Origin of the sequence: Klebsiella sp. Shm-1, from assembly GCF_040804525.1 — a bacterium.
Lineage (GTDB): Bacteria > Pseudomonadota > Gammaproteobacteria > Enterobacterales > Enterobacteriaceae > Klebsiella > Klebsiella pneumoniae.
In genome coordinates, this window is sequence record NZ_CP161823.1 from 5018238 (window position 1) to 5041507 (window position 23270).

Genomic DNA, 23270 nt, shown 5'->3' on the forward strand with positions numbered 1-23270 from the left:
GACTGGACACTTATTCGCCAGTCGTCAATCTTTTTCAGTCGAGGTATAGCTTACGCAGGTAGTGCGGGACAGCATCGTCGGCGTTACTGCCGATCACTTCCAGTTCCGGATGCAGATCCTTCAGCCGCTGGTGGGCGTTGGCCATGATGCAGCCTTTGCCAGCCATCGACAGCATCTCAGCGTCGTTCATACCGTCGCCGAAGGCGATGCAATCGGAAAGAGTGTAGCCGAGCATCTTCGCCACCGCCTCCAGCGCATGCCCCTTCGATACCCCACCCGCCATGACTTCCAGGCAGGTTAAGGTGGAGAAGCTGACATTCACCCGATCGCCCCAGCGGGCGTTCATCGCCTGCTCCAGCGGCAGCAGATGCTCATGATCCTCGCAGGTAAAGAATACTTTGCTGATCCCCTGCGGATCCAGTTCGCCCGGCTCATACAGCTTGAAGTTAAACACCGCCTCCTTGAAGAAGCGCATCTCTTCCGGACGATGGCGGTTCATATACCACTCGTCTTCCCGATAAACGTTAGTGACGATTTTCGGGTCGTTACGCACGATCTCAAACAGGTCGGCGGCAATATCGCGATCGAGGTTATGGGCAAAGATTTGCTGACCATCGCTATCGTGAACGCGGGCGCCGTTAGAGGTGATCATGTACGACCGGATGCCGAGATTATCGCGGATTTGCCCGACGTCGATGTAGTGACGGCCGGTGGCGAAGACGAAATTGATCCCACGGGCGGTCAGCAGCTTCAGCGTCTCTTTGGCATACGGGGTCAGGAAATGATCGGGGGAAAGCAGCGTGCCGTCTAAATCAGACGCAACAACCTGGTACATAAAAAAGTTAACCTCTAAGCAGGGCGACGAGCGTTATCGTCGGATTAAGTATGTCGATTGAAAAACTCGACGATGGCATTGAGCGCGACTGAGCGCATAGCGTCCTTTTCAAAAAGGATCTCATGATATGCCCCTTCAATGACGAGCGGCTTACCGCCCTCACAGGGATGGCCGGCAGCGGCCCGTAATTCGCAATAGCGGTCGTGCATCAGATTATCGACCACCCGCTCCTCCTCCGCCTGTAAAAGCAGCGTCGGGGCGGTATCTTTTTCCACATTCGCCAGCACTTCGTCGCCGGCCAGCATGCCCTCACGCACCCAGTGCCAGGTCGGACCGCCGACCTGCAGCCGCGGCTCATCGGCATAGAAGCGCAGGTTGCGACGATAGCGTTGCCGACTGTGCGTCAGCACGTTAACGGCAAAAGGCAGCGCCCGCCAGCGCCCGGTGCCGATAGCATACTCTTCGCGAATGCGCTGATGGCCCTCAGCCCAGTCGAGAATATGGCGCACCATCCAGTCCGGCAGCCGAATGATAATCCCGAACATCGGCGCGCAGAGCGCTATTGCATCGCAATGCGCCCGGTAACGTTGCAGAAAAAGCGTGGCAATCGCTCCGCCCATAGAATGGGCAAGGATAAACCGTTTTCGCCAGTGTCCAGGAACCACCTGCTGCTGCCAGAGCGCGGCCAGGTCATCAACATAGTCGCTGAAGTTAACCACGTGTCCGCGGTGGGTATCTGAGAGCAGGCGGCCCGAGCGTCCCTGCCCGCGATGGTCAATGATCATCACGTCAAAGCCGCAGTGAAAGAGATCGTAGGCCACTTCAGCATACTTCACGTAGCTTTCAATGCGCCCGGGGCAAATCAACACCAGACGATCGTTATGTTGCGCGCAAAAGCGGACAAAGCGTACCGGTACATCGTCGACGCCTTTAAATTCAGCTTCTTCGCGCTGTCGCCAGAAATCCGTCAGCGGCCCCATGCTAAAGGCCGCAAACGCGTTTTCTCGTGTTTCCCAGTCCTTTTTCTGCCCAAACATCGGGTTTACACCCCTGTTAACCGCTGAAAATCGTTTTTTTACCGTGTATCACACAATGCTGACACAATAGCGTATTGTGGCATAAAAACAGACAATCAGGGAGTTTCTCATGACCATTGAGTGGTGGTTCGCCTACCTGCTGACATCAATTATTCTCAGCCTGTCGCCGGGTTCCGGAGCGATTAATACCATGACCACTTCCATTAACCACGGATACCGCGGCGCGGCGGCGTCGATTGCCGGTTTGCAGACTGGGCTGGCCATTCATATCGTGCTGGTTGGCGTTGGTCTCGGCACTCTCTTCTCCCGCTCGGTGCTGGCCTTTGAGGTGCTGAAATGGGCCGGCGCCGCCTACCTGATCTGGCTGGGTATCCAGCAATGGCGGGCGGCAGGGGCGATCGACCTGAATACGCTGGCGAAGGCGCAGACGCGCGGCAAACTGTTTCAGCGCGCGGTGTTCGTAAATCTCACCAATCCCAAAAGCATTGTTTTTCTGGCCGCCCTGTTTCCGCAGTTTATCCTGCCGCACCAGCCGCAGGTGATGCAATATATCGTTCTGGGCGTCACCACCATCGTCGTCGATATCATTGTGATGATTGGCTATGCGACCCTGGCGCAGCGCATTTCCGCATGGATCAAAGGGCCAAAGCAGATGAAGGCGTTGAACAAAGTCTTTGGTTCACTGTTTATGCTGGTCGGGGCGCTGCTCGCCTCCGCCCGCCATGCCTGAATCATGGAATCTCGCTCGCAAAGAGAGGCTCGCCAGGTGAACGACGCTTTCTCTCTGCGCGAGCCGGCGCGCAAAGTGGGTAATTAATTTTTTTGCCCGCTGTCGGCGCTGAACCCGCCGTGCCAGGATGCCGCCAGATACGTGATTCATGGATGAACGGCAATGGCGGAAACGGCGACCCCTCATGATGCGGTATTTAAAACTTTTCTCTCACGGGTAGAGACGGCGCGCGATTTTATCGAGCTCCACCTGCCTCCGTCGTTAACACAGATCTGCAAACTGGACACCCTGCGTCTGGAATCCGGCAGCTTTCTTGAAGACGATCTCAGGCCTTACTACAGCGATATCCTATATTCGCTGGAAACCACCCGCGGTGCGGGCTATGTCCATGTTCTGATCGAGCACCAGAGCGCACCCGATAAGCTGATGGCCTTTCGCTTAATGCGCTATGCCATCGCCGCCATGCAGCGGCACCTGGAGAGCGGCCATAAAACGCTGCCTCTGGTTATCCCTATTCTCTTCTATCAGGGACGACGCAGCCCCTATCCCTGGTCGATGCGCTGGCTGGATAATTTTGCCGATCCTGAGACCGCCAGCCAGCTGTATAGCGGGGCGTTTCCGCTGGTCGATATCACGGTGATCCCCGACGACGACATCATGCAGCACCGCAGCATGGCAGCCCTGACGCTGGTGCAAAAGCACATCCGCCAGCGCGATATGGCGCAATTGCTGGATAAGTTGACCCACCTCTTAATGCTGGAGCAGATGAGCGGACAACAAATCACCGTATTGGTAAACTATATGGCTCAGGCAGGGGATGCCGAAGATACTCGGACACTCTTGTACGGGCTGGCACAGCGCGTGCCGCAGCATGGAGGATTACTGATGACGCTGGCGGAAACATGGCTTGCAGAAGGTATGGAGAAAGGCATCAGGGAAGGCGTACAGCAAGGCATAAAAGAAGGGAAACACCAGGCTCTGGTGCAGGTTGCCGAAGCGATGCGCAGTCGCGGTATTGATGACCAGGCGATTATGGAAATGACCGGTCTGTCTGAAGACGAGCTGCAGCGGCTTCGCCACTGATACTTTCCCACCCGGAAACAACCGGGTGGGAAACAGCATGCCGGTTAACGCGAGATAATCAGGTGGATGCCGAAGCCCGCAAACAGCGTACCGGCGATACCGTCGATCCACTTCGCCATCCGCTGATAGCCGCGGCGCATCCCCGGCAGGGCGAACAGGCTGGCAACCACCATAAACCAGGCCAGCGTCTCAACGATAATCAGCAGGAAAATGCCCCAGCGCGCGCCGGCGCCGACGCTGTCACCCACGAACAGCGAAAACACCGAGCCGAAGTAGATAATTGCTTTCGGATTCGCCAGATTGGTCAGCAATCCCTTCACGAAGCTGCGTCCGCTGCGGGCCAGCTCCACCTGCGGCTCCGCCGAGGCCACCTTCTCTTTTTTCAGCGCGCCACGCAGCATCTGGTAGCCCATCCAGCATAGATACAGGCCCCCGCCGACCATTATAATGTTATGCAGCCACGCCATCCGGGCGAGGATCAGGTTCAGGCCGAGCAGCGCCACTCCCGCCCAGACCATGACGCCGCAGGTGATCCCCAGCACACCCATCATCGCCTCTCTGCGCGAGCGGCTGATGGCCGTTTGTGAGACAAAGAAAAAGTCCGGCCCCGGGCTCATCAGCGCAATGATATGCACCAGCGCCACGGTGAGGAAAAGCATCAGCATAGTTAACTCGCAGGAAAATAATGAAGAGAGAAACTATTCTGGCACTTTTTCAGCCAGCTGACTACTCATCGTCGCCATCAACATGCGCCCGGATCAGCGCCATAAACGGCTTCCCGAAACGCTCGAGCTTGCGTGTCCCCACGCCGTTGACGCTGAGCATCTCGCCGGCGGTCAGCGGCGATTGTTCGGCCATCTCGATAAGCGTCGCGTCGTTGAAGACCACATATGGCGGGATGTTCTCTTCGTCGGCGATCGCTTTACGTAATTTACGCAGCTTGGCGAACAGTTTACGGTCGTAATTGCCGCCAAAGGATTTCTGCATCGCCTTTGGCTTCAGCGCCACGATACGCGGCACGGCGAGCTGCAGCGGCACTTCGCCACGCAGCACCGGTCGCGCGGCTTCGGTCAGCTGCAGCGCGGAGTGCTGGGCGATATTCTGCGTCACCAGCCCAAGGTGAATCAGCTGGCGGATCACGCTCACCCAGTGCTCGTGACTTTGCTCCCGGCCGATACCGTAAACCGGCAGCTTATCGTGGCCCATCTCTCGGATGCGCTGGTTGTTGGCCCCGCGCAGGACCTCCACCACGTAACCCATTCCGAAGCGTTGATTGACCCGGTAAATCGTTGAAAGCGCCTTGCGGGCGTCCATTAAGCCATCGTACTGCTTTGGCGGGTCAAGACAGATATCGCAGTTGCCGCACGGCTCCTGACGCCCTTCGCCAAAATAGTTCAGCAGCACCAGACGGCGACAGGTCTGCGCTTCGGCAAACGCCCCCATCGCATTCAGCTTATGCCGTTCGATATCCTGTAGCGGCCCGGCGGGTTTTTCTTCCAGACAGCGGCGCAGCCACGCCATATCCGCCGGATCGTAAAACAGCATCGCTTCCGCCGGCAGGCCATCACGCCCGGCGCGGCCGGTCTCCTGATAGTAGGATTCTATATTGCGCGGAATATCAAAATGCACCACAAAGCGGACGTTCGGCTTGTTAATGCCCATCCCGAAGGCCACCGTCGCCACCACGATCTGCAGATCGTCGCGCTGGAATTTCTCCTGCACCTCGGCGCGCACGTCGTTTTCCAGACCGGCATGGTAAGCCGCCGCGCTAATACCGCGGCTTTGCAGCCTGGCGGCGGTGTCTTCCACTTTCGAACGGCTGTTGCAGTAGATAATGCCCGATTTGCCGCGCTGATCCTGAACGTAGCGCATCAGCTGATCGAGCGGCTTGAATTTCTCCATCAGCATATAGCGGATGTTTGGACGGTCGAAGCTGCTGACCTGAATCAGCGGATCGTTAAGCCCCAGCAGGCGGACGATATCGCGGCGGGTGGTATCATCGGCGGTGGCGGTCAACGCCATAAACGGGATCTGCGGCATCCGCTGACGCAGCTGGCCCAGCGCGGCATATTCCGGACGGAAGTCATGGCCCCATTGCGAGATACAGTGCGCCTCGTCTACCGCCAGCATCGCCAGGTTCCAGTTCGCCAGATGCTCAAGAAAATTATCCAGCATCAGCCGTTCCGGCGCGATATACAGCAGACGAACCTGCCCGCTGCGGCAGCCGGCCATCACCTCCTGCTGCTGCTCGCGGCTTTGCGTCGAGTTCAGACAAGCCGCCGCCACGCCGTTGGCCAGCAGCTGATCGACCTGGTCCTTCATCAGCGAGATCAGCGGTGAGACCACGACCGTCAGACCGCCCATGACCAGCGCCGGCACCTGATAGCACAGCGACTTGCCGCCACCGGTCGGCATGACCACCAGGCAGTCCCGGCCTTCGAGCGCCGTCTCGATAATCGTTTCCTGGCCAGGACGGAACTGCTGGTAGCCGAAGGTCTCTTGTAAAACCTGCTTAGCCAGCGATTCCTGATTTAATACTTCCGCCTGTGCCACGTTGACCCCATTTGCCTGAAAAGAAAACAGGCGCTATTTTCAGCGCCTGCGAGCCAGAGTGCAACGATTAAAACAGATCGTTGAGCATTAGCCCGACGCCGACGCGCGTTTGGTTAAAGTTATAGTCGATAAGCGACTCGCCATAGCCGCTGTAGATCTGCGTATAGGCGCGAACATGTTTGGTAATGGGATAGCTCACGCCAAGTTCCGCCCCGCCGTAGCCGGTGTTCCAGTTGTATTGCCCCTGCGCGCTGAGGATCGCCTCTCCCAGCTGGTAGCCCACCTTCAGCCGGTAATAGCCCATATATTTGGTGATATCCGGGTTATCATCGGTGTTGCCCACCACATACCAGGGCTTCACTTCCACCAGCCAGTTACCGTTTTGCGCCATCAGGCGGGCATAAAGCCGATTCCAGCTGCGCGAGGTGGGGTCGGAACGCCCATTCGAGTCGTGGTTATACCCCATCTCGATATCGCGCAGCGTCCAGCCGGCAAACTGGTAGTCGGTCGCAAAGCCCAAAAACAGCTGGGGTTCATAATTGGTTTCGCGAAACGGCGCCGACTCTTTGCTGTTAGAGAGCTGCCACCAGGATTTCTGGGTATAGGACGCGCCCAGCAGCGAATTATCGCCCAGGATACCGCGCCACAGCGGGAACGCCAGGCTTAGCTGAAACTTCACTTCATCTTTACGGGCATTTTCGGCCCAGTCATAGCTGCGGATCGCCTCTTTATTGAGGTCGCTGGTCCACGTATAGAGCAGATAGTTGCTCTCATAAGGGTAGAGCAGGAAAGGATTATCATGGTCCTGGAGCAGGTTGGCGATAATGCTGCCGCGCACTGCCGGTTTGTCGTGTACCGACGCGTCCTGCGCCATAACACCGGCCGGTAGCGCGCACAGCGCCACCAGGCAGGCCAAAGAGATACGCATGCTGGTCTCCTGAAAAATAGTTTTTATTTTTGTTTAACCTGAAGCCATTCTACCTGTTTATTAATCACCTGCCCCCTAATCCGCTCCGAAAGTGGAAATCAATATTTTAGAAGCATAAAATCAACATTTTATTAACGAATGGAACCGGTGTTATGTCTGAACTTACTGCCGAAGCAGCCCTGAAACTGGTAGGGGAGATTTTCGTCTATCACATGCCGTTTAACCGCGCCCTCGGTCTCGAACTGGAACGCTACGAAAAAGCGTTTGCCCAGCTTAGCTTTAATAATCAGCCGATGATGGTCGGCAACTGGGCGCAAAGCATTCTGCATGGCGGGGTGATCGCCTCCGCGCTGGACGTTGCCGCTGGCCTGGTCTGCGTCGGCAGTACCCTTACCCGCCATGACACCATCAACGAAGAAGAGTTGCGCCAACGGCTTTCCCGTATGGGAACCATCGACCTGCGCGTGGACTATCTGCGTCCGGGCCGCGGCGAACGTTTTACCGCCACCAGCACCCTGCTGCGCGCCGGCAATAAAGTGGCGGTTGCCCGCGTGGAACTGCATAACGAAGCTCAGGTCTATATTGCCAGCGCAACGGCCACCTATATGGTGGGTTGATTGGCCAAAATCGAGTAACATCACTCTCTTTGGCAATGGATTTTACCGATGGATGCGAAACAGACGCGGTTGGGGATCATTCTGGCCCTCGCCGCCTACTTTATCTGGGGTATCGCGCCAGCGTACTTCAAACTTATCTACTATGTTCCCGCCGATGAAATTCTAACCCATCGCGTGATCTGGTCTTTCTTCTTCATGGTGGCGCTCATCAGCGTCAGCCGCCAGTGGCCACAGGTGAAAAAGCTGCTGAAAACGCCGCGCAAGATCTTCCTGCTGGCGCTCTCGGCAGTGCTGGTCGGCGGTAACTGGCTGTTGTTCATCTGGGCGGTGAATAACCACCATATGCTGGAAGCCAGCCTCGGCTACTTTATCAACCCGCTGGTGAATATTTTGTTGGGGATGATTTTCCTCGGCGAACGCTTCCGTCGTCTGCAGTGGCTGGCGGTGCTCCTCGCCTTTTGCGGCGTGCTGGTCCAGCTGTGGACCTTTGGTTCGCTGCCGATAATCGGTCTTGGGCTGGCTTTCAGTTTTGCCTTTTACGGCCTGGTGCGAAAGAAAATTGCTGTCGATGCGCAAACCGGCATGCTGGTGGAAACGCTGTGGCTGCTGCCGGTGGCGGCAATCTGGTTGTTCGGCATCACCGACAGCCCGACCAGCCATATGGGCGAGAACCCTTGGTCGCTCAATCTGCTGCTGATGGCCGCGGGCGTGGTGACCACCATCCCTTTGCTGTGCTTTACCGGGGCGGCAACGCGTCTGCGGCTCTCCACGCTGGGCTTTTTCCAGTACATCGGCCCAACGCTGATGTTCCTGCTGGCGGTGACGTTCTACGGCGAAGTGCCGGGCAAGGATAAAATGGTGACCTTTGGCTTTATCTGGGTCGCGCTGGCGGTGTTTATCGTCGATGCGCTGTATACCCAGCGCCGGTTGCGCAGAGGCTAAGCCTGCATCAGCCAGTAAAGAAGGGAGCCGACGCTCCCTTTTTTTACAGCCAGTTTTTACGCTTGAAGTAGAGATATGGCGCCAGGCCGGCCAGCATCATAAACACGATGGCTCCCGGATAACCAAAGCTCCAGTGTAGTTCCGGCATAAATTCAAAGTTCATCCCGTAACTGGAGGCCACCAGAGTTGGCGGCAGGAATACCACCGAGACCACCGAGAAGATCTTGATAATGCGGTTCTGCTCGATATTGATAAAACCCATCGCCGCCTGCATCAGGAAGTTCACCTTCTGGAACAGCGATTCGTTGTGCGGCAGCAGAGATTCGATATCGCGCAGGATCTCCCGCGCCTGCTCCAGCTGGCCCGCCGGCAGGCGCGCCTTGCGCACGAGGAAGTTCAGCGCGCGCTGGGTATCCATCAGACAGAGGCGCACCTTCCAGCCGATATCTTCCAGTTCCGCCAGCGTCGACAGCGCTTCGTCGTACTCGTCGCCCTGATGGCCTTCCATAATGACGCGGCTCAGCTTTTCCAGGTCGCTGTAGATGTTTTCAATTTCATCCGCCAGCTGCTCGATTTTGGTCTCGAACAGGTCGAGCAGCAGTTCGTAGGCGTTGCCGTCGACCAGCGTCTGGTTACGCACGCGCATACGGTAGAGGCGGAAAGCGGGTAGTTCGCGCTCGCGCAGCGTGAACAGGCGGCCTTCGCGGATGGTAAACGCCACGGTAGAGTTGCCGGCGTGATCGTCGGCATCTTCAAAAAAGAAGAACGAGTGGATGTGTAACCCGTCTTCATCTTCAAAGAAACGCGCGGAGGCTTCGATATCTTCCAGTTCCGGGCGCGTCGCCAGGTTTTGACCCAGTTCCGTCTGCACGCGGCTTCGCTCATCGTCGTCAGGCTCGACCAGATCGACCCACACCGAGCTGGCGAGGTGTTTGATCTCATCGGCTTCCAGGCGCGTTAAACGATTGTTTTCCAGTTGAAATGCGCTCAGCATGACCGGGACTCCCAATGCAAAAAAATTATCGGACAGTTCGGTGGGCACACAGAAACAAATTGGGTTTCAGACCATTAAGCCTGACTCAGCGCGACGGGAATGGGGCAGGTCGCTGACAACCGCTAAGGCTATCAGCATAAGAGGATAGCCTTAGGAGTTGTTCCTGAATGACAGGAAGTTGAGCCAGCATCTACTGGGTGTGTCCAAGGCGAATGTCCTCTTAGCGTAATCGTGCGCGCATGTTACGCCAGCGCAAAATCGGCGTCAACACGCAACGGAACGCGAAAGCGCAAATCAGGCGCCTTAACGTATAAAGGTAGCAGAATATTACAAAATAATGATATTTTTCTTAAAGTTACACTGCCTCCAGCCGGGCGTAAGCCGCCACCAGCCATTTGATTCCCTGGCCCTGAAAAGCCACCTGCAGCCGGCTGTGCTCGCCGCTGCCTTCGAGGTTGACAATAGTGCCTTCGCCAAACTTCGGATGCCGTACGCGCTGGCCTAACTTGTAGCCGGTATCGCTCTCGGCAATCGGCGCGCCCAGTCGCTGATGGTTTACCGGGCGGCTCACCGTGGCTCGCAGACGCACTTCTTCTACGCACTCCTGCGGCAGCTCGCCGATAAAGCGCGACGGGCGGTGATAAACCTCTTTCCCGTACAGACGGCGGGTTTCCGCATAGGTCAGCGTCAGCTTCTGCATGGCGCGCGTTACGCCGACGTAGGCCAGGCGACGCTCCTCCTCCAGGCGGCCGCCTTCATCAAGGGCCATCTGGCTCGGGAACATCCCTTCTTCGACGCCGACGATGAACACCTGCGGGAACTCCAGCCCTTTCGCCGAGTGCAGGGTCATCAGCTGAACCGCGTCCTGCCAGGTGTCCGCCTGCCCCTCGCCCGCTTCCAGCGCGGCGTGGGAGAGGAACGCCTGCAGCGGCATCAGATCTTCATCTTCTTCGTTGTAGCTGAACTGGCGCGTCGCCGTCACCAGCTCCTCTAAGTTTTCAATACGGGTCTGGCCCTTCTCGCCTTTCTCCTGCTCGTACATCGCGCGCAGGCCGGAGTCTTTAATCACCCGATCGGTCTGAACGTGCAGCGGCATATCGGTGGTCTCCTGCGCCAGCGCGTCAATCAGCTCCATAAAGCGCTGCAGGGCGCTGGCGGCGCGACCGGCCAGCGCTTTTTCTTTCAATAGCTCGCGACTGGCCTGCCATAGCGTCAGCTGGCGATCGCGCGACGTCTGGCGCACCACGTCCAGCGTGCGGTCGCCAATGCCGCGGGTCGGCGTATTGACTACGCGCTCAAAGGCCGCGTCGTCGTTGCGGTTGGCGATAAGGCGCAGGTAAGAGAGCGCGTCTTTGATTTCCTGACGCTCGAAGAAGCGCATGCCGCCGTAGATACGGTACGGCATGCTGGCCTGCAGGAGGGCCTCTTCCAGCACACGCGACTGGGCGTTACTGCGATAGAGAATGGCGCATTGCTCCAGCGCGCCGCCGTTCTCCTGCCAGGTTTTAATTCGGTTCACCACAAAGCGCGCTTCGTCGAGATCGTTGAAGGCGCAGTACAGCGAAATCGGCTCGCCGTCGGCGCCGTCGGTCCACAGCTTTTTGCCCAGGCGCCCGTTGTTGTTTTCAATCAGGGCGTTGGCAGCGCTAAGAATATTGCTGGTTGAACGATAGTTCTGCTCCAGGCGAATAGTTTCCGCGCCGGGGAAGTCGTTAAGGAAGCGCTGAATGTTCTCGACCTGCGCGCCGCGCCAGCCATAGATAGACTGATCGTCATCGCCGACGATCATTACCTTGCCGGTATCGCCCGCCAGCAGGCGGATCCAGGCGTACTGAATGTTGTTGGTATCCTGGAATTCATCGACGAGGATATTGGTGAAGCGCTCGCGGTAGTGCTGCAGGATATGCGGTTTGTTCAGCCACAGCTCGTGGGCGCGCAGCAGCAGCTCGGCGAAGTCCACCAGCCCGGCGCGGTCGCAGGCTTCCTGATAGGCCTGATAGACCTTCTGCCAGGTCTGCTCGACCGGGTTGCCGTAGCTCTGAATATGATGCGGGCGCAGTCCTTCATCTTTCTGGCTGTTGATGTACCACATTGCCTGGCGCGGCGGCCACTGTTTCTCATCGAGGTTCATCGCCTTAATCAGACGCTTCAGCAGACGCAGCTGGTCTTCGCTGTCGAGGATTTGGAAGTCCTGCGGCAGGTTGGCATCCAGATGGTGCGCGCGCAGCAAACGGTGCGCCAGGCCGTGGAAGGTGCCCACCCACATGCCGCCCTGGGTGGTGCCCATCAGCTGGCCGATACGGTGACGCATCTCCGCCGCCGCTTTGTTGGTAAAGGTCACCGCCATAATGGAATACGGGGAACAGTTCTCCACGCTCAGCAGCCAGGCGATACGGTGCACCAGAACGCGCGTCTTACCACTGCCCGCCCCTGCCAGAACCAGCATATTGGTGCGCGAGGCCGCTACGGCTTCACGCTGTTTGTCATTAAGGCTGTCGAGCAGGTAAGAAACGTCCATTGGCACCGCCGGAAGAGAAGGGGTTCCACGAACCCCTGTTAATATATACAGAGTGACTGGTGATTATATCAGCGAGGTCAGAGATGCCAACCGTGAAATTTCAATATGCGGCAGCAGGCGGCTGTCCGCGGTGTGCATCAGGTCCGCGCCTTGCGGTTTGATCCAGCAGGCCTGCATCCCACAGCGAATAGCGCCGGCCACGTCGGTGGTCAGATCATCGCCGACGTGCAGAATCTGCCCGAGCGGCACATTCAGACGCTCCGCCGCAAGGTGGTACATGTCGGCAAACGGCTTGGAGCGGCCATCCGGCCCGGCGCGCAGCACGAAGCGGAAATAGTCGCTCAGACCGAACAGTTCCGGGCGGGCGTTGCCATTGGTAATCGCCACCAGCGGCCACTTCTTCGCCAGCTTCGCCAGCGTATCGTGCGTTTCCTGCGGGACATCGACGCGGCTGCGCCAGTGGGCGAAGTGTTCCATCGCCGCATCGGCCCCCGCTTTCGCCGCTTCGGCGGAGAGCCCGGCATTACGCATACCTAACTCCAGCGCACGGTGGCGCCAGACGGTCACGTCATGATAAATCTCAGGTTCAGCAGCCAGCAGCGTCTGACGCAGCTGATTAAGCTCATGGGCGTCGAACTGGCTGAGCGAAGGATGGTAGCTGCGCACAAAGGCCAGCGACTCGTGCATCGTCCGGTCAATCACCGGGCGGTTATCGTAAAGGGTATCGTCCAGGTCAAACGTCAGCGCGGAAATCTGGCCCAGAGGTCGGTAAAAACGCATTATTTCCCCCGTTTAGCGCGCGGATGCGCGGCATCGTACACCGAGGCAAGGTGTTGAAAATCAAGATGGGTATAGATTTGGGTGGTGGAGAGGTTAGCATGCCCCAGCAGCTCCTGCACGCCGCGCAGATCGCCGCTCGACTCCAGCATATGGGTGGCAAAGGAGTGGCGCAGCTTGTGCGGGTGCACATGGCTGTTCAGCCCCTGCTTAATGCCCCACTCGGCGAATCGCTTCTGTACGTTGCGCGCCGAAATACGTTTGCCCAGCTTCGACAAAAACAGCGCGTCGTCATCGGTACCGAACAGGCCGCGCAAATCCAGCCAGTGCTCAATCCATGCCACCGCGTTGCGACCGATCGGCAAACGACGCTCCTTGCTGCCTTTGCCCATCACCCAGACCTCACCGCTTTCGAGATCGAGGTGTTTGATATCCAGGTTGACCAGTTCGGACAAACGCAATCCCGCGCCGTACATCACCTCCAGCATCGCCCGATCGCGCACCGCCAGCGGATCGTTGAGATCGATATCCAGCAGTCGATTGACGTCATCGACGTCAATATTTTTTGGCAGGTGGCGGGGAATTTTCGGCGCGGCAATCCCCTTCGCCGGATTGGCGCTGAGCTCGCCCTGACCGACCAGCCAGTCGAAGAAACTGCGCAGCGCCGACAGGCGAAGCGCCAGGCTTGCCGGGCCTAACCCCGCGCGGCGACTACGCACCGCAAAGCTTCGCACCTGAGCGGCATCGCACTGCGACCAGCTTTTCAGGCCCGCCTCATCCGCCAGGGCGATCAGCGCGTCCAGCTGTCGCTGGTAATTCAGTAACGTGATCGGGCTGAGCTGGCGTTCAACGCCAAGATGGCGAAGAAAGCGGGCGACGGCGGAGAAGAGAGGAGAATCGGTCATGCGCGTTCAATCCAGCGCTCCAGCAGGCCGGGCAGCATCTGGGCAATCTCCTGCAACAGCTGCGTCCCCTGCCCTGGCTGATAATGCTGCGCATCGCGGCTGCTGAAGAGCATCACCCCCGGGGCATTATCGCCCCCCAGCAGCGATATCGCCACAGACCCAATGGCCTTCGCCTCCGGCAGCACCACCAGCAGCTCCGGGCCGTTCAGCGGCCCAAGATAGTGGCGCGCCTGGCCCAGACGTTGAATACGGATCGGCTCAAACGCCTGCCGGTTTAATGCCAGATGGGTAAACTTCGAGGGCGCGCCGAGGCGCCAGCAGTCAGGAAACAGGCGCACCGTGGCGCCCGCCAGCCCCAGCTCGCGTGCCCAGCGGTGAAGGCGGTTGAGCATATCGTCGAGGCTCTCCGCCGCCGCCAGCCGCGTTTGCAGCTGCAGCAGGCGCTGGAACAGGCTTTCATTAGCGACCGCCTGCTCCATCAGCAGCGACATATTCTCTTCCAGCACATGAATATGGTTACGCGCCCGCATCATGTGCCACTCCACCAGCGAAATCGTACCGCGTACCGGATGCGGGACGCGGAGATGTTCGACCTGGGCGGCATTACGAATAAAAAATTCAGGATGTTGCAACAGATAGTCCACCACTGCGCGATCGTTCAACGCGCTGGCAACCTCCTGCTGTTCTTCCCCGATTGGTTTCATAAATGAATAAATCCATCATAGACATGGGCCGCCGGGCCGGTCATAAACAGCGGCTGGCCCGGGCCTTTCCAGGCGATATCAAGTCGACCGCCGGGTAATTCCACGCGTACCGTTTCCGCCAGCAGCCCCTGCTGGATCCCCACCGCCACCGCGGCGCAGGCGCCGCTGCCGCAGGCCTGGGTTTCCCCCGCGCCGCGTTCGTAGACGCGCAAACGGATATGAGACCGGCCGACCACCTGCATAAAGCCGATATTGGCGCGCTCCGGAAAACGCTCATGGCTTTCCATCACCGGGCCGAGAGTTTCCACCGCTGCCGTATCCACATCATCAACCTGGATGACGCAGTGCGGATTTCCCATGGACACCACGCCGCACAATACTGTCTGCTCGGCGGCACGCATGATATAGGTCTTTTCCGCTTTGTTGGCGCGGAACGGCACCTGGGACGGCTCGAAGTTGGGCTCGCCCATGTTCACCCGCACCAGATCGTCTTCCGTTACGCTTAATACCATACGCCCGTTGGCCGTACTCACGCGGATATCACGTTTATTGGTCAGGCCTTTCAGCCGGACGAAGCGGGCAAAACAGCGCGCGCCGTTGCCGCACTGCGACACTTCGCTGCCGTCGGCGTTAAAGATCCGGTAGTGGAAATCCAGATCCGGATCGTAGGGCGGTTCGACGACCAATAGCTGATCGAACCCGACGCCAAGGTGGCGATCCGCCAGGCGGCGAATCAGCTCCGGCGAGAAAAAAACATTCTGCGTTACCGCGTCAACGACCATAAAATCGTTGCCAAGGCCATGCATTTTAGAGAACTGCATCATCTACTCCAGTTGCGCGGAACAGAACGTTATCGTTAGTAATTGACCTGGCTCGGACCACCGATATCGCCACGATCGTTACGATCCGGCGTTGCGCTCTGAATGCCAGGGTTAACCGGTTTGGTCGGCGGCGGCGCGGTTTTGTCCGCCGGTGGGAAATAGAGAGGCCCTTTCAGACCGCAGCCGGTCAGGCTGAAGATCGCAAACAAAACGGCAAGCGTAGGAAAAACGTTTTTCATTGATAGTTGCCCGTGATTCATTCTTTCTGCTTTCTATCATCGCAGGAGAAGACGTAAAAGCAAGCCTTTAGCATCCGACTGCGCGCGCTTTTGTTTCGCGCTATACTGCGGCCCATCTTCAAAAATCAAAAAAGCAGAATCAAATTATGAACGACAGTGAATTCCATCGCCTGGCCGATAGCCTGTGGATGACCATCGAAGAACGTCTGGACGACTGGGACGGCGATAGCGACATCGACTGCGAAATCAACGGCGGCGTGCTGACCATCAGCTTTGAAAACGGCAGCAAAATCATTATTAACCGTCAGGAGCCGCTGCACCAGGTGTGGCTGGCCACCAAACAGGGCGGCTATCACTTCGATCTCAAAGGCGACGAGTGGATCTGCGATCGCAGCGGCGAAACCTTCTGGGATCTGCTGGAGCAGGCGGCGAGCCAGCAGGCCGGTGAGACGGTGAAATTCCGTTAATGACGTGTTTCCCGGATAGCGGCGCATCGCGCCTTATCCGGGCCAAATCTACGAGTAGCGCTGCTGCAGCACCGGCGAGGCGGTAACGTCCTGGCTGGTGGGTATCGCAGCGGCAATCGCCTGGGTGCGGAAAGGGATCACCTGGGTGCGCCCGTCTACCTCGACAATCTGATAGAACTGCGGCAGGTTGAAGTTGATAAAGCTGGAGCCGTAGGTGAAACGATCGTGCGATGACGAATAGAAGCGGCTGACGTCGCGCACCAGCTCCTCTTTACTGCCCTCGCAGTGATGATAGACCTCGGCGCGGTTGCTCTCATCAAGAATATAGATGTTAAAGCCGCTGTCGTTGTTATCCGCGTCTTCAAAGAAGAACTGAATAATCCCTTCGCTGGCGAAGCCATCCACCACCGCCGGCAGCTTAACGTGATTGGTTTCCACCTGCACCGACAGCCCGTGCAGCTTGTTGTGCGAGATAGCGCCGTAGAACTCAATGGCGTTTTCCAGCTTCTGCACCGAAACGTTAAGCCGCTCGAAGAACAGCCCCCACGTCTGGCCGGAGACGCGCAGCGCTTTGAAGCGCCCGGTATCCTGGCGGGTACTGGAGAGACGCAGTTCGATACATTCGGAGATCATCTGCTGCACGCGGGTGCGGATCAGGCCGCGCAGGTGCTGGCTATAGCAGAACACCTCCACGCTGTCCGGCGGCGCGGCGTCCTGGTGCATTTTGCCGAGGATCGTTTTCAGCGCCTCGATCATCGCCTGTTCGCCGTTAAAGTGCAGCGTACGCACTTCGTTCCACGAGTTGCGATACAGCAGGTCGACGCTGCCGATCAGGCATTTTTGCTCTTCGCCGAAGCTGAAAACATCCAGCTTACGGAAATCGAAGTGCACCACCTGGTTGCGGAAGGCCGCGGTTGGGTCATATTCGAGGTTGACGATAATCGCCAGGTGGCGGATTTCGCACGGGCTGTACAGCGCCTTTGGCGTCGGCGCCGGCAGGCGCAGCGGGAAGTGGTGCGACACGTCGGCCACCATCTCCTGCAGCTTCGCCAGATCGACGATGCCGTTGCCCTTAATAAACAGGCGGGTGCGTGAGGTCAGCAGGCCGTTAAACCAGGCCCAGGCCACCAGTTTATTAAGATAACGGTTATATTCCAGCGGCTGATGGCTGATGATCGATTCCATGTCCGGCGCGCGGTTGTACAGATACCAACCGGTACGGTTGGCGCGGCCCGGCGGCACGTGGATAAAGGTCAGGTTCGGTTCCGACAGATCCGGCGAAATTTGCGGGTTTACCAGCGTCACTTTCCCCGGCAGCGCTTCAAAGGCCGCATACAGCTTACGGGTCAGCACGCCAATATCCTGCGGGCTGGCGGATACGCTAAGGTTATTGCGCCGCGCGAAGCGGATCAGATTACGATAGCTCTGCATCATGGCGTCGAGCAGTTCGTTGTGCGCCTTGCGCACTTCATCGATTTTCCAGTTGGCGCGGTTGTCGAGCATCATCAGACGCTTTTCGTCCCAGCCCCAGGCATTCACCAACTGGCTGACGACTTCGCGACGCCAGCCGACGCAGGCGCGTTCGCGGCTGAGTTTTTCACAAACTTTCAGGTAGAAGCAGCGGCGCACCAGATCGAGGCGGGTTTCATCTTCGATGGCCTGCAGATAGGTGGTCACGCGCTCCAGCATCATGCAGTACGGGTCGAGGCCGAAGGAGACAATCTCCCCGTCGTGCAAACGCTGTTTGATATCTTTCGCTAACAGGCGGTTATTGGGGTATTCCCAGGAGTAGGCTTCCAGCAGCAGCGTTTTCAGCACCGCTTTATAGGGGGAGTCGATACTTTTATACAGCTGCCACAGGCTGGCGCCGAAGTACTCTTCCGCCGACAGCGAACTGAGGCCGCCGAGATCGAGCCATTCGTTAGGCGTCAGCACGCCCTGGGCATACAGCCCCATCACGTAATCATCGTAATGCTCTTCTTCATCGCACGGCACCATATTCCACAGAATACGCTTGCCGGCGAGGCGCACCGCGGTGCGGTAGAACTCATCAAGCAACAGGATATGCTGGGTCGAACCGCAGTCTTCGCCGCCGAGGCTACCGCTTTCGTTATGACGGAAACGGTTTTCGTCGATCAGGAAGAAGCTGACTTCCACGCCGAGCGAGGCAGCCCAGCTCTCAAGCAGGCTGCATTTTCGCTGCAGCAGCTGGCGCTCTTCGCTATCCAGCCAGGCCTGGTGACATACCCAGATATCAAGATCGGAAGAGCAGCTCTGGCCGACGGAGGAAGTACTGCCCATCGAGTAGACGCCGGTGATCGGCAGCTCGCCTTTCGGCGGCTCCTGAGTCTGCATACCGCGATGCAGCTCCAGTTCTTCAAGATAGTGGCGTTGGGTTTCATCAGGCGTGTAGAGGCAAATGCCACGGGGAACGTTACCGTCAAGGTAACCCGGCATCAGCGGGTGATGATAATGTAATAACGTTGGCAGTAGACTGTAAACCTGCTGGAAAGCGGGTCCCATGGCAGCAAGCGCGCGATCCACGCGCAATTGGTTGATGGCATCCAGTCTCTGTTTCAGTGTCTCAATATAGAGGTACAAGACATATCGCCTGATGTTCAAAAACCCGAGGTACAATAGTACGGAGGATTTCAGTATTTCAACAAAAACCGTCACCATTCGTCGTCGGTGTGGTTGTGATGAGCAGCGGACTGACAAATGGTTTAAAACGTGATCAATTTAACACCTTGCTCATTGACCGTAAAGAAAGATGCGCTACATACAAGTGTAGCACCGTTTATTACCTGTAAATTCCTCACTACGTCTCCGGCAACCGCCACGCGCATGAAAGGTTAAAAAAGAGTGGGCCGGAGCCACCTCCCACATAAACCGTGAAAACTAACATCCGTAAGACAACAATGTTAGGATGGATAGTGGTCGATAATGACGGTAACAAGCATGTTAGACAAAGTTTTGAAAATTGCCACACGGCAAAGCCCGCTTGCGCTATGGCAGGCGCAGTATGTTAAAGCGCGCCTGGAACAAGCGCATCCCGGACTGAAGGTCGAGCTGGTGCCGATGGTCACGCGCGGGGATGTCATCCTTGATACTCCGCTGGCAAAGGTGGGGGGCAAAGGCTTATTTGTGAAAGAGTTAGAGCTCGCCATGCTCGAAGGGCGCGCCGATATCGCCGTCCATTCGATGAAAGATGTGCCGGTGGAATTCCCGGAGGGCCTGGGGCTGGTGACTATCTGCGAGCGCGACGATCCGCGCGACGCGTTTGTCTCCAATCGCTATGCCTCGATTGACGAACTGCCGGCCGGCAGCGTCGTTGGCACGTCAAGTTTACGCCGTCAGTGCCAGCTGGCCGCCACCCGTCCGGACCTGGCGATCCGCTCTCTGCGCGGTAACGTCGGTACCCGGCTGAGTAAGCTGGATAACGGCGAGTACGACGCCATCATCCTCGCCGCCGCCGGCCTGAAGCGCCTGCAGCTGGAAGCGCGTATTCGCCAGCCGCTGTCGCCTGAGCAATCTCTGCCGGCGGTCGGCCAGGGCGCGGTCGGCATCGAATGCCGTCTTGATGATGCATGGACCCGGGGGCTGTTAGCGCCTCTCAACCATACGGAAACGGCGGTGCGCGTGCGCGCCGAGCGGGCGATGAACACCCGCCTCGAAGGCGGCTGCCAGGTGCCGATCGGCAGCTATGCGGAACTGAAGGACGGGGAACTGTGGCTGCGGGCGCTGGTTGGCGCTCCGGATGGTTCACAGCTGGTGCGCGGCGAACGACGCGGGCCAGCGGAACAAGCGGAAGCCCTCGGCATCTCGCTGGCGGAAGAGCTTCTGGATAATGGCGCCCGCGAGATTCTCGCGGCGGTTTATGATGGAGAAGCCCCGCGATGAGCATCCTGGTCACTCGTCCACTACCGCAAGGAGAAGCGCTGGTCAGCCGTCTGCGGGCCATGGGACGCGTGGCCTGGAGCTTTCCGCTGATAGAATTTACGCCTGGCAGGGAGCTTCCCGCGCTGGGCGATGCGCTTGCCCGACTGGGGCCCGACGATCTGCTATTTGCGCTATCCCAGCATGCGGTGGAATTCGCCCATGCCCGTCTGCAGCTGCAGGGCCTGCCCTGGCCCACTTCTCCGCGCTATTTTGCCATTGGCCGCACGACGGCGCTGGCCCTGCATACGGTCAGTGGGCAGCATATCCATTACCCGTTAGATCGGGAAATTAGCGAAGTCTTGCTACAATTACCTGAATTACAAAACATTGCCGGGAAAAATGCGCTGATCCTACGCGGCAATGGCGGGCGGGAACTCTTAGGCGCGACGCTGACCGAGCGCGGCGCCAGGGTCACATTTTGTGAATGTTATCAACGTAGTGCAAAACATTACGATGGCGCAGAAGAAGCGATGCGCTGGCAATCTCGCGGAGTCACCACGCTGGTGGTCACCAGCGGCGAGATGCTGCAGCAGCTATGGTCGTTAATACCGCAATGGTATCGCGAACAGTGGCTCCTGCACTGCCGCGTTGTCGTTGTCAGCGAACGTCTGGCCCTTCAGGCCCGGGAACTGGGCTGGCAGGAGATTCAGGTTGCCGATAGCGCCGACAACGATGCGCTGCTACGCGCATTACAATAACTCTCAACATTGGAAGCCATAATGACGGAACAACAAAATCAATCCGCCGTGGTTGAAGAGACCAGGGAGGCCGTGGAGACCACACCACAGCCAGAGAACACTGAGAAGAAGAAGGCAGGCAATAAAACCAGCCTGGCGCTCAGCGCGATCGCTATCGCCATTGCGATAGCCGCCGGCATCGGCCTGTATGGCCTGAACAAACAACAGGCCACGCGGCAAAACGCAACTACCTCTGAATTAGCAAGCCAGGTCGCGGCGCTGCAAAAAGCGCAGGAAAATCAAAAAAGTGAACTGGAAGGTGTTATCAAACAGCAGGCCGACCAGCTAAACGAAGCCAAACATCAGCAGGAGACGCTGGCCAAACAGTTGGATGAGCTGCAGCAAAAAGTGGCGGTGATTTCCGGTAGCGATGCCAAAACCTGGCTGCTGGCCCAGGCCGACTTCCTCGTCAAGCTGGCGGGACGTAAGCTGTGGAGCGATCAGGATGTCACCACCGCCGCCGCGCTGCTGAAAAGCGCTGACGCCAGCCTCGCCGACATGAACGACCCAAGCCTCATCGGCGCCCGCCGGGCGATCACCGACGACATCGCCACCCTCTCCGCGGTAAGCCAGGTGGACTATGACGGCATGATCCTCAAGGTTAATCAGCTGGCGAACCAAATCGATAACCTGCGGCTGGCCGATAATAACGATGACGATTCGCCGATGGACGCTGATAGCGATGAGCTTTCCAGCTCTATCAGCGAATGGCGCGTCAACCTGCAGAAAAGCTGGCAGAACTTTATGGACAACTTTATCACCGTGCGCCGCCGCGATGAAACGGCGGTCCCGCTGCTGGCGCCGAATCAGGATATCTATCTGCGGGAAAATATTCGCTCTCGCCTGCTGGTCGCCGCGCAGGCAGTTCCGCGCCATCAGGAAGAGACCTGGAAACAGTCGCTGGATAACGTCTCGACCTGGGTACGCGCCTATTATGATACCGATGACGCCACCACCAAAGCCTTCCTCGACGAGGTGGATAAGCTCAGTCAGCAAAGCATTACCATGACGGTGCCGGAAACGCTGCAGAGTCAGGCGTTGCTGGAAAAACTGATGCAGACCCGAGTGCGCAACCTGATGGCGCAGCCTGCCGTTACCGCGGGCGGCGCGCCTTCGCCCGCACCTGCTGCGCCGGCCGCCCCCGCTGCGCCGCAAGGAGAGTAACGCATGCTGAAAATTCTTTTACTCTTCGCACTGTTGATCGCCGGGATCGTGCTCGGCCCGATGATCGCCGGGCATCAGGGCTACGTCCTGATCCAGACCGATAATTACAATATCGAGACCAGCGTGACCGGGCTGGTGATCATCCTGATCCTCGCCATGGTGGTGCTGTTCGCCATTGAATGGCTGCTGCGCCGCATTTTCCGCACCGGGGCGCATACGCGCGGCTGGTTTGTCGGCCGTAAACGCCGTCGCGCGCGTAAGCAAACCGAGCAGGCGCTGCTTAAGCTGGCGGAAGGTGATTACCAGCAGGTTGAGAAGCTGATGGCGAAAAATGCCGATCACGCCGAACAGCCGGTGGTGAACTATCTGCTGGCGGCGGAAGCGGCCCAGCAGCGCGGCGATGAAGCGCGGGCCAACCAGCATCTGGAGCGCGCCACCGAGCTGGCGGGCGATGACCTGATCCCGGTGGAAATCACTCGCGTTCGCCTGCAGCTGGCGCGTAATGAAAATCACGCTGCGCGCCATGGCATCGATAAGCTGCTGGAAATTACCCCGCGTCATCCGGAAGTGCTGCGCCTCGCCGAACAGGCATACACCCGCACCGGCGCCTGGCAGTCGCTGCTGGACATCATTCCGTCGATGGCGAAAGCTAACGTCGGCGATGAAGCGCACCGCGCGGCGCTGGAACAGCTGGCCTGGGTTGGCCTGATGGATAAAGCGCTGGCCGATGGCGGCAGCGAAGGACTACGCGAATGGTGGCGCAACCAGAGCCGTAAAACGCGGGCGCTGGTGCCGCTGCAGGTGGCGATGGCCGAGCGCCTCATCGAGAGCGACGATCACGATACCGCGCAGCAAATTATTATTGATGGTCTGAAGAAACAGTATGATGACCGTCTGGTGATGCCGATCCCGCGTCTGAAGACCAATAACCCGGAACAGCTGGAGAAAGTGCTGCGCCAGCAGATCAAAGCCGTTGGCGACCGTCCGCTGCTGTGGAGCACCCTGGGCCAGTCGCTGATGCGGCACGGCGAATGGCAGGAGGCCAGCATCGCCTTCCGCGCCGCGCTTAAGCAGCGTCCGGATGCCTTTGATTACGCCTGGCTGGCGGATGCCCTGGACCGCCTGCATCAGCCGGAAGAAGCCGCCGCTATGCGCCGCGATGGACTGCTGCTGACGCTGCAGAATAATCCTCAGCCATAACCTGGCATGGCTATCGCCTCCTGCGGGGCGATAGCCCTTCTCCCCCGCCTTCGCATTGACGGATCCCTGAAAGAAAAAAA

At 58.2% G+C, this 23270-nt stretch carries 23 protein-coding genes; 9 read left to right on the plus strand and 14 right to left on the minus strand.

Annotated elements, in window-relative coordinates; all coding sequences use genetic code 11:
- Nucleotides 1-34 precede the first annotated feature (34 nt).
- Complete coding sequence (gene yigL / locus AB1E37_RS24455; RefSeq protein ID WP_029884314.1) at nucleotides 35-835, minus strand: sugar/pyridoxal phosphate phosphatase YigL; 801 nt, start codon at nucleotides 833-835, stop codon at nucleotides 35-37.
- Between the two features lie 44 nt (nucleotides 836-879).
- Nucleotides 880-1872: a lysophospholipase L2 gene (pldB, locus tag AB1E37_RS24460; protein WP_002883412.1), complete on the minus strand. Its 993-nt coding sequence runs from the start codon at nucleotides 1870-1872 to the stop codon at nucleotides 880-882.
- A 109-nt stretch (nucleotides 1873-1981) separates the two neighbouring features.
- Between pldB and rhtB the strand changes: the two genes are divergently transcribed.
- Together rhtB and AB1E37_RS24470 are read left to right on the plus strand one after the other, a co-directional pair.
- Complete coding sequence (rhtB, locus tag AB1E37_RS24465; protein ID WP_004181651.1) at nucleotides 1982-2602, plus strand: homoserine/homoserine lactone efflux protein; 621 nt, start codon at nucleotides 1982-1984, stop codon at nucleotides 2600-2602.
- Nucleotides 2603-2764: 162 nt separating this feature from the next.
- On the plus strand, nucleotides 2765-3685 hold the full coding sequence (locus tag AB1E37_RS24470; protein ID WP_004901884.1) for an Rpn family recombination-promoting nuclease/putative transposase: 921 nt from the start codon (nucleotides 2765-2767) through the stop codon (nucleotides 3683-3685).
- 44 nt (nucleotides 3686-3729) lie between these two features.
- Here AB1E37_RS24470 and rhtC read toward each other — a convergent pair whose 3' ends face one another.
- The 3 genes from rhtC to pldA form a co-directional block, all read right to left on the minus strand.
- Nucleotides 3730-4350 carry a threonine export protein RhtC gene (gene rhtC / locus AB1E37_RS24475; RefSeq protein WP_004152056.1) on the minus strand — a complete coding sequence of 207 codons (621 nt, stop codon included), beginning with the start codon at nucleotides 4348-4350 and terminating at the stop codon, nucleotides 3730-3732.
- A gap of 61 nt (nucleotides 4351-4411) precedes the next feature.
- A complete protein-coding gene (gene recQ / locus AB1E37_RS24480; RefSeq protein WP_004152055.1) occupies nucleotides 4412-6238 on the minus strand; it encodes an ATP-dependent DNA helicase RecQ in 1827 nt (608 codons plus the stop codon).
- Between the two features lie 67 nt (nucleotides 6239-6305).
- On the minus strand, nucleotides 6306-7166 hold the full coding sequence (gene pldA, locus AB1E37_RS24485; RefSeq protein ID WP_002883408.1) for a phospholipase A: 861 nt from the start codon (nucleotides 7164-7166) through the stop codon (nucleotides 6306-6308).
- Between the two features lie 152 nt (nucleotides 7167-7318).
- On the opposite strand from pldA, the gene yigI reads away from it, so the two are divergent.
- Together yigI and rarD are read left to right on the plus strand one after the other, a co-directional pair.
- On the plus strand, nucleotides 7319-7783 hold the full coding sequence (yigI, locus tag AB1E37_RS24490) for an acyl-CoA thioesterase YigI (RefSeq protein WP_002883404.1): 465 nt from the start codon (nucleotides 7319-7321) through the stop codon (nucleotides 7781-7783).
- A 48-nt stretch (nucleotides 7784-7831) separates the two neighbouring features.
- The gene (rarD, locus tag AB1E37_RS24495; protein ID WP_004187777.1) at nucleotides 7832-8725 is read left to right on the plus strand and encodes an EamA family transporter RarD; all 894 of its coding nucleotides are present in this window, start codon (nucleotides 7832-7834) and stop codon (nucleotides 8723-8725) included.
- Between the two features lie 43 nt (nucleotides 8726-8768).
- Here the strand turns inward: rarD and corA are convergent, their stop codons facing one another.
- The 8 genes from corA to AB1E37_RS24535 form a co-directional block, all read right to left on the minus strand.
- Complete coding sequence (gene corA, locus AB1E37_RS24500) at nucleotides 8769-9719, minus strand: magnesium/cobalt transporter CorA (protein ID WP_002883400.1); 951 nt, start codon at nucleotides 9717-9719, stop codon at nucleotides 8769-8771.
- Between the two features lie 150 nt (nucleotides 9720-9869).
- Nucleotides 9870-9926 carry a YsgD/CorL family protein gene (gene ysgD, locus AB1E37_RS24505; RefSeq protein ID WP_349815745.1) on the minus strand — a complete coding sequence of 19 codons (57 nt, stop codon included), beginning with the start codon at nucleotides 9924-9926 and terminating at the stop codon, nucleotides 9870-9872.
- Nucleotides 9927-10074: 148 nt separating this feature from the next.
- Complete coding sequence (gene uvrD / locus AB1E37_RS24510) at nucleotides 10075-12237, minus strand: DNA helicase II (RefSeq protein WP_002883398.1); 2163 nt, start codon at nucleotides 12235-12237, stop codon at nucleotides 10075-10077.
- A gap of 63 nt (nucleotides 12238-12300) precedes the next feature.
- Nucleotides 12301-13017: a 5-amino-6-(5-phospho-D-ribitylamino)uracil phosphatase YigB gene (yigB, locus tag AB1E37_RS24515; RefSeq protein WP_002883397.1), complete on the minus strand. Its 717-nt coding sequence runs from the start codon at nucleotides 13015-13017 to the stop codon at nucleotides 12301-12303.
- A complete protein-coding gene (gene xerC, locus AB1E37_RS24520) occupies nucleotides 13017-13919 on the minus strand; it encodes a tyrosine recombinase XerC (RefSeq protein WP_002883396.1) in 903 nt (300 codons plus the stop codon). Before xerC ends, yigB begins: the two co-directional genes overlap by 1 nt.
- Nucleotides 13916-14623, minus strand: a complete 708-nt coding sequence (locus tag AB1E37_RS24525; protein WP_002883395.1) for a DUF484 domain-containing protein — start codon at nucleotides 14621-14623, stop codon at nucleotides 13916-13918. The genes xerC and AB1E37_RS24525 overlap by 4 nt, the downstream gene beginning before the upstream one ends.
- Entirely contained in the window at nucleotides 14620-15444 is an 825-nt protein-coding gene (gene dapF, locus AB1E37_RS24530) for a diaminopimelate epimerase (protein WP_002883394.1), read from the minus strand. The genes AB1E37_RS24525 and dapF overlap by 4 nt, the downstream gene beginning before the upstream one ends.
- 35 nt (nucleotides 15445-15479) lie before the next feature.
- Complete coding sequence (locus tag AB1E37_RS24535; protein ID WP_004901868.1) at nucleotides 15480-15683, minus strand: lipoprotein; 204 nt, start codon at nucleotides 15681-15683, stop codon at nucleotides 15480-15482.
- A 146-nt stretch (nucleotides 15684-15829) separates the two neighbouring features.
- Between AB1E37_RS24535 and cyaY the strand changes: the two genes are divergently transcribed.
- Nucleotides 15830-16150: an iron donor protein CyaY gene (cyaY, locus tag AB1E37_RS24540; RefSeq protein WP_002883389.1), complete on the plus strand. Its 321-nt coding sequence runs from the start codon at nucleotides 15830-15832 to the stop codon at nucleotides 16148-16150.
- 48 nt (nucleotides 16151-16198) lie between these two features.
- Here cyaY and cyaA read toward each other — a convergent pair whose 3' ends face one another.
- Nucleotides 16199-18751: a class I adenylate cyclase gene (gene cyaA / locus AB1E37_RS24545; protein ID WP_002883383.1), complete on the minus strand. Its 2553-nt coding sequence runs from the start codon at nucleotides 18749-18751 to the stop codon at nucleotides 16199-16201.
- A 357-nt stretch (nucleotides 18752-19108) separates the two neighbouring features.
- Here cyaA and hemC point away from each other — a divergent pair, with 357 nt between their 5' ends.
- The 4 genes from hemC to hemY are packed head-to-tail and all read left to right on the plus strand — an operon-like array spanning nucleotide 19109 to nucleotide 23190.
- Nucleotides 19109-20050: a hydroxymethylbilane synthase gene (gene hemC, locus AB1E37_RS24550; RefSeq protein WP_002883381.1), complete on the plus strand. Its 942-nt coding sequence runs from the start codon at nucleotides 19109-19111 to the stop codon at nucleotides 20048-20050.
- The gene (gene hemD, locus AB1E37_RS24555) at nucleotides 20047-20787 is read left to right on the plus strand and encodes a uroporphyrinogen-III synthase (RefSeq protein WP_004901862.1); all 741 of its coding nucleotides are present in this window, start codon (nucleotides 20047-20049) and stop codon (nucleotides 20785-20787) included. The genes hemC and hemD overlap by 4 nt, the downstream gene beginning before the upstream one ends.
- 21 nt (nucleotides 20788-20808) lie before the next feature.
- Nucleotides 20809-21990 carry a uroporphyrinogen-III C-methyltransferase gene (gene hemX / locus AB1E37_RS24560; RefSeq protein WP_284302713.1) on the plus strand — a complete coding sequence of 394 codons (1182 nt, stop codon included), beginning with the start codon at nucleotides 20809-20811 and terminating at the stop codon, nucleotides 21988-21990.
- Between the two features lie 3 nt (nucleotides 21991-21993).
- Nucleotides 21994-23190, plus strand: coding sequence for a protoheme IX biogenesis protein HemY (gene hemY, locus AB1E37_RS24565; protein ID WP_004150428.1), 1197 nt, complete (start codon nucleotides 21994-21996; stop codon nucleotides 23188-23190).
- Nucleotides 23191-23270: the final 80 nt, after the last annotated feature.

Bases quoted from the DNA above. Each gene is read 5' to 3' on its own strand.
- yigL (WP_029884314.1), bottom strand. From the start codon at position 835: ATGTACCAGGTTGTTGCGTCTGATTTAGACGGCACGCTGCTTTCCCCC.
- pldB (WP_002883412.1), bottom strand. From the start codon at position 1,872: ATGTTTGGGCAGAAAAAGGACTGGGAAACACGAGAAAACGCGTTTGCG.
- rhtB (WP_004181651.1), top strand. From the start codon at position 1,982: ATGACCATTGAGTGGTGGTTCGCCTACCTGCTGACATCAATTATTCTC.
- AB1E37_RS24470 (WP_004901884.1), top strand. From the start codon at position 2,765: ATGGCGGAAACGGCGACCCCTCATGATGCGGTATTTAAAACTTTTCTC.
- rhtC (WP_004152056.1), bottom strand. From the start codon at position 4,350: ATGCTGATGCTTTTCCTCACCGTGGCGCTGGTGCATATCATTGCGCTG.
- pldA (WP_002883408.1), bottom strand. From the start codon at position 7,166: ATGCGTATCTCTTTGGCCTGCCTGGTGGCGCTGTGCGCGCTACCGGCC.
- yigI (WP_002883404.1), top strand. From the start codon at position 7,319: ATGTCTGAACTTACTGCCGAAGCAGCCCTGAAACTGGTAGGGGAGATT.
- rarD (WP_004187777.1), top strand. From the start codon at position 7,832: ATGGATGCGAAACAGACGCGGTTGGGGATCATTCTGGCCCTCGCCGCC.
- corA (WP_002883400.1), bottom strand. From the start codon at position 9,719: ATGCTGAGCGCATTTCAACTGGAAAACAATCGTTTAACGCGCCTGGAA.
- uvrD (WP_002883398.1), bottom strand. From the start codon at position 12,237: ATGGACGTTTCTTACCTGCTCGACAGCCTTAATGACAAACAGCGTGAA.
- yigB (WP_002883397.1), bottom strand. From the start codon at position 13,017: ATGCGTTTTTACCGACCTCTGGGCCAGATTTCCGCGCTGACGTTTGAC.
- xerC (WP_002883396.1), bottom strand. From the start codon at position 13,919: ATGACCGATTCTCCTCTCTTCTCCGCCGTCGCCCGCTTTCTTCGCCAT.
- AB1E37_RS24525 (WP_002883395.1), bottom strand. From the start codon at position 14,623: ATGAAACCAATCGGGGAAGAACAGCAGGAGGTTGCCAGCGCGTTGAAC.
- dapF (WP_002883394.1), bottom strand. From the start codon at position 15,444: ATGCAGTTCTCTAAAATGCATGGCCTTGGCAACGATTTTATGGTCGTT.
- AB1E37_RS24535 (WP_004901868.1), bottom strand. From the start codon at position 15,683: ATGAAAAACGTTTTTCCTACGCTTGCCGTTTTGTTTGCGATCTTCAGC.
- cyaY (WP_002883389.1), top strand. From the start codon at position 15,830: ATGAACGACAGTGAATTCCATCGCCTGGCCGATAGCCTGTGGATGACC.
- hemC (WP_002883381.1), top strand. From the start codon at position 19,109: ATGTTAGACAAAGTTTTGAAAATTGCCACACGGCAAAGCCCGCTTGCG.
- hemD (WP_004901862.1), top strand. From the start codon at position 20,047: ATGAGCATCCTGGTCACTCGTCCACTACCGCAAGGAGAAGCGCTGGTC.
- hemX (WP_284302713.1), top strand. From the start codon at position 20,809: ATGACGGAACAACAAAATCAATCCGCCGTGGTTGAAGAGACCAGGGAG.
- hemY (WP_004150428.1), top strand. From the start codon at position 21,994: ATGCTGAAAATTCTTTTACTCTTCGCACTGTTGATCGCCGGGATCGTG.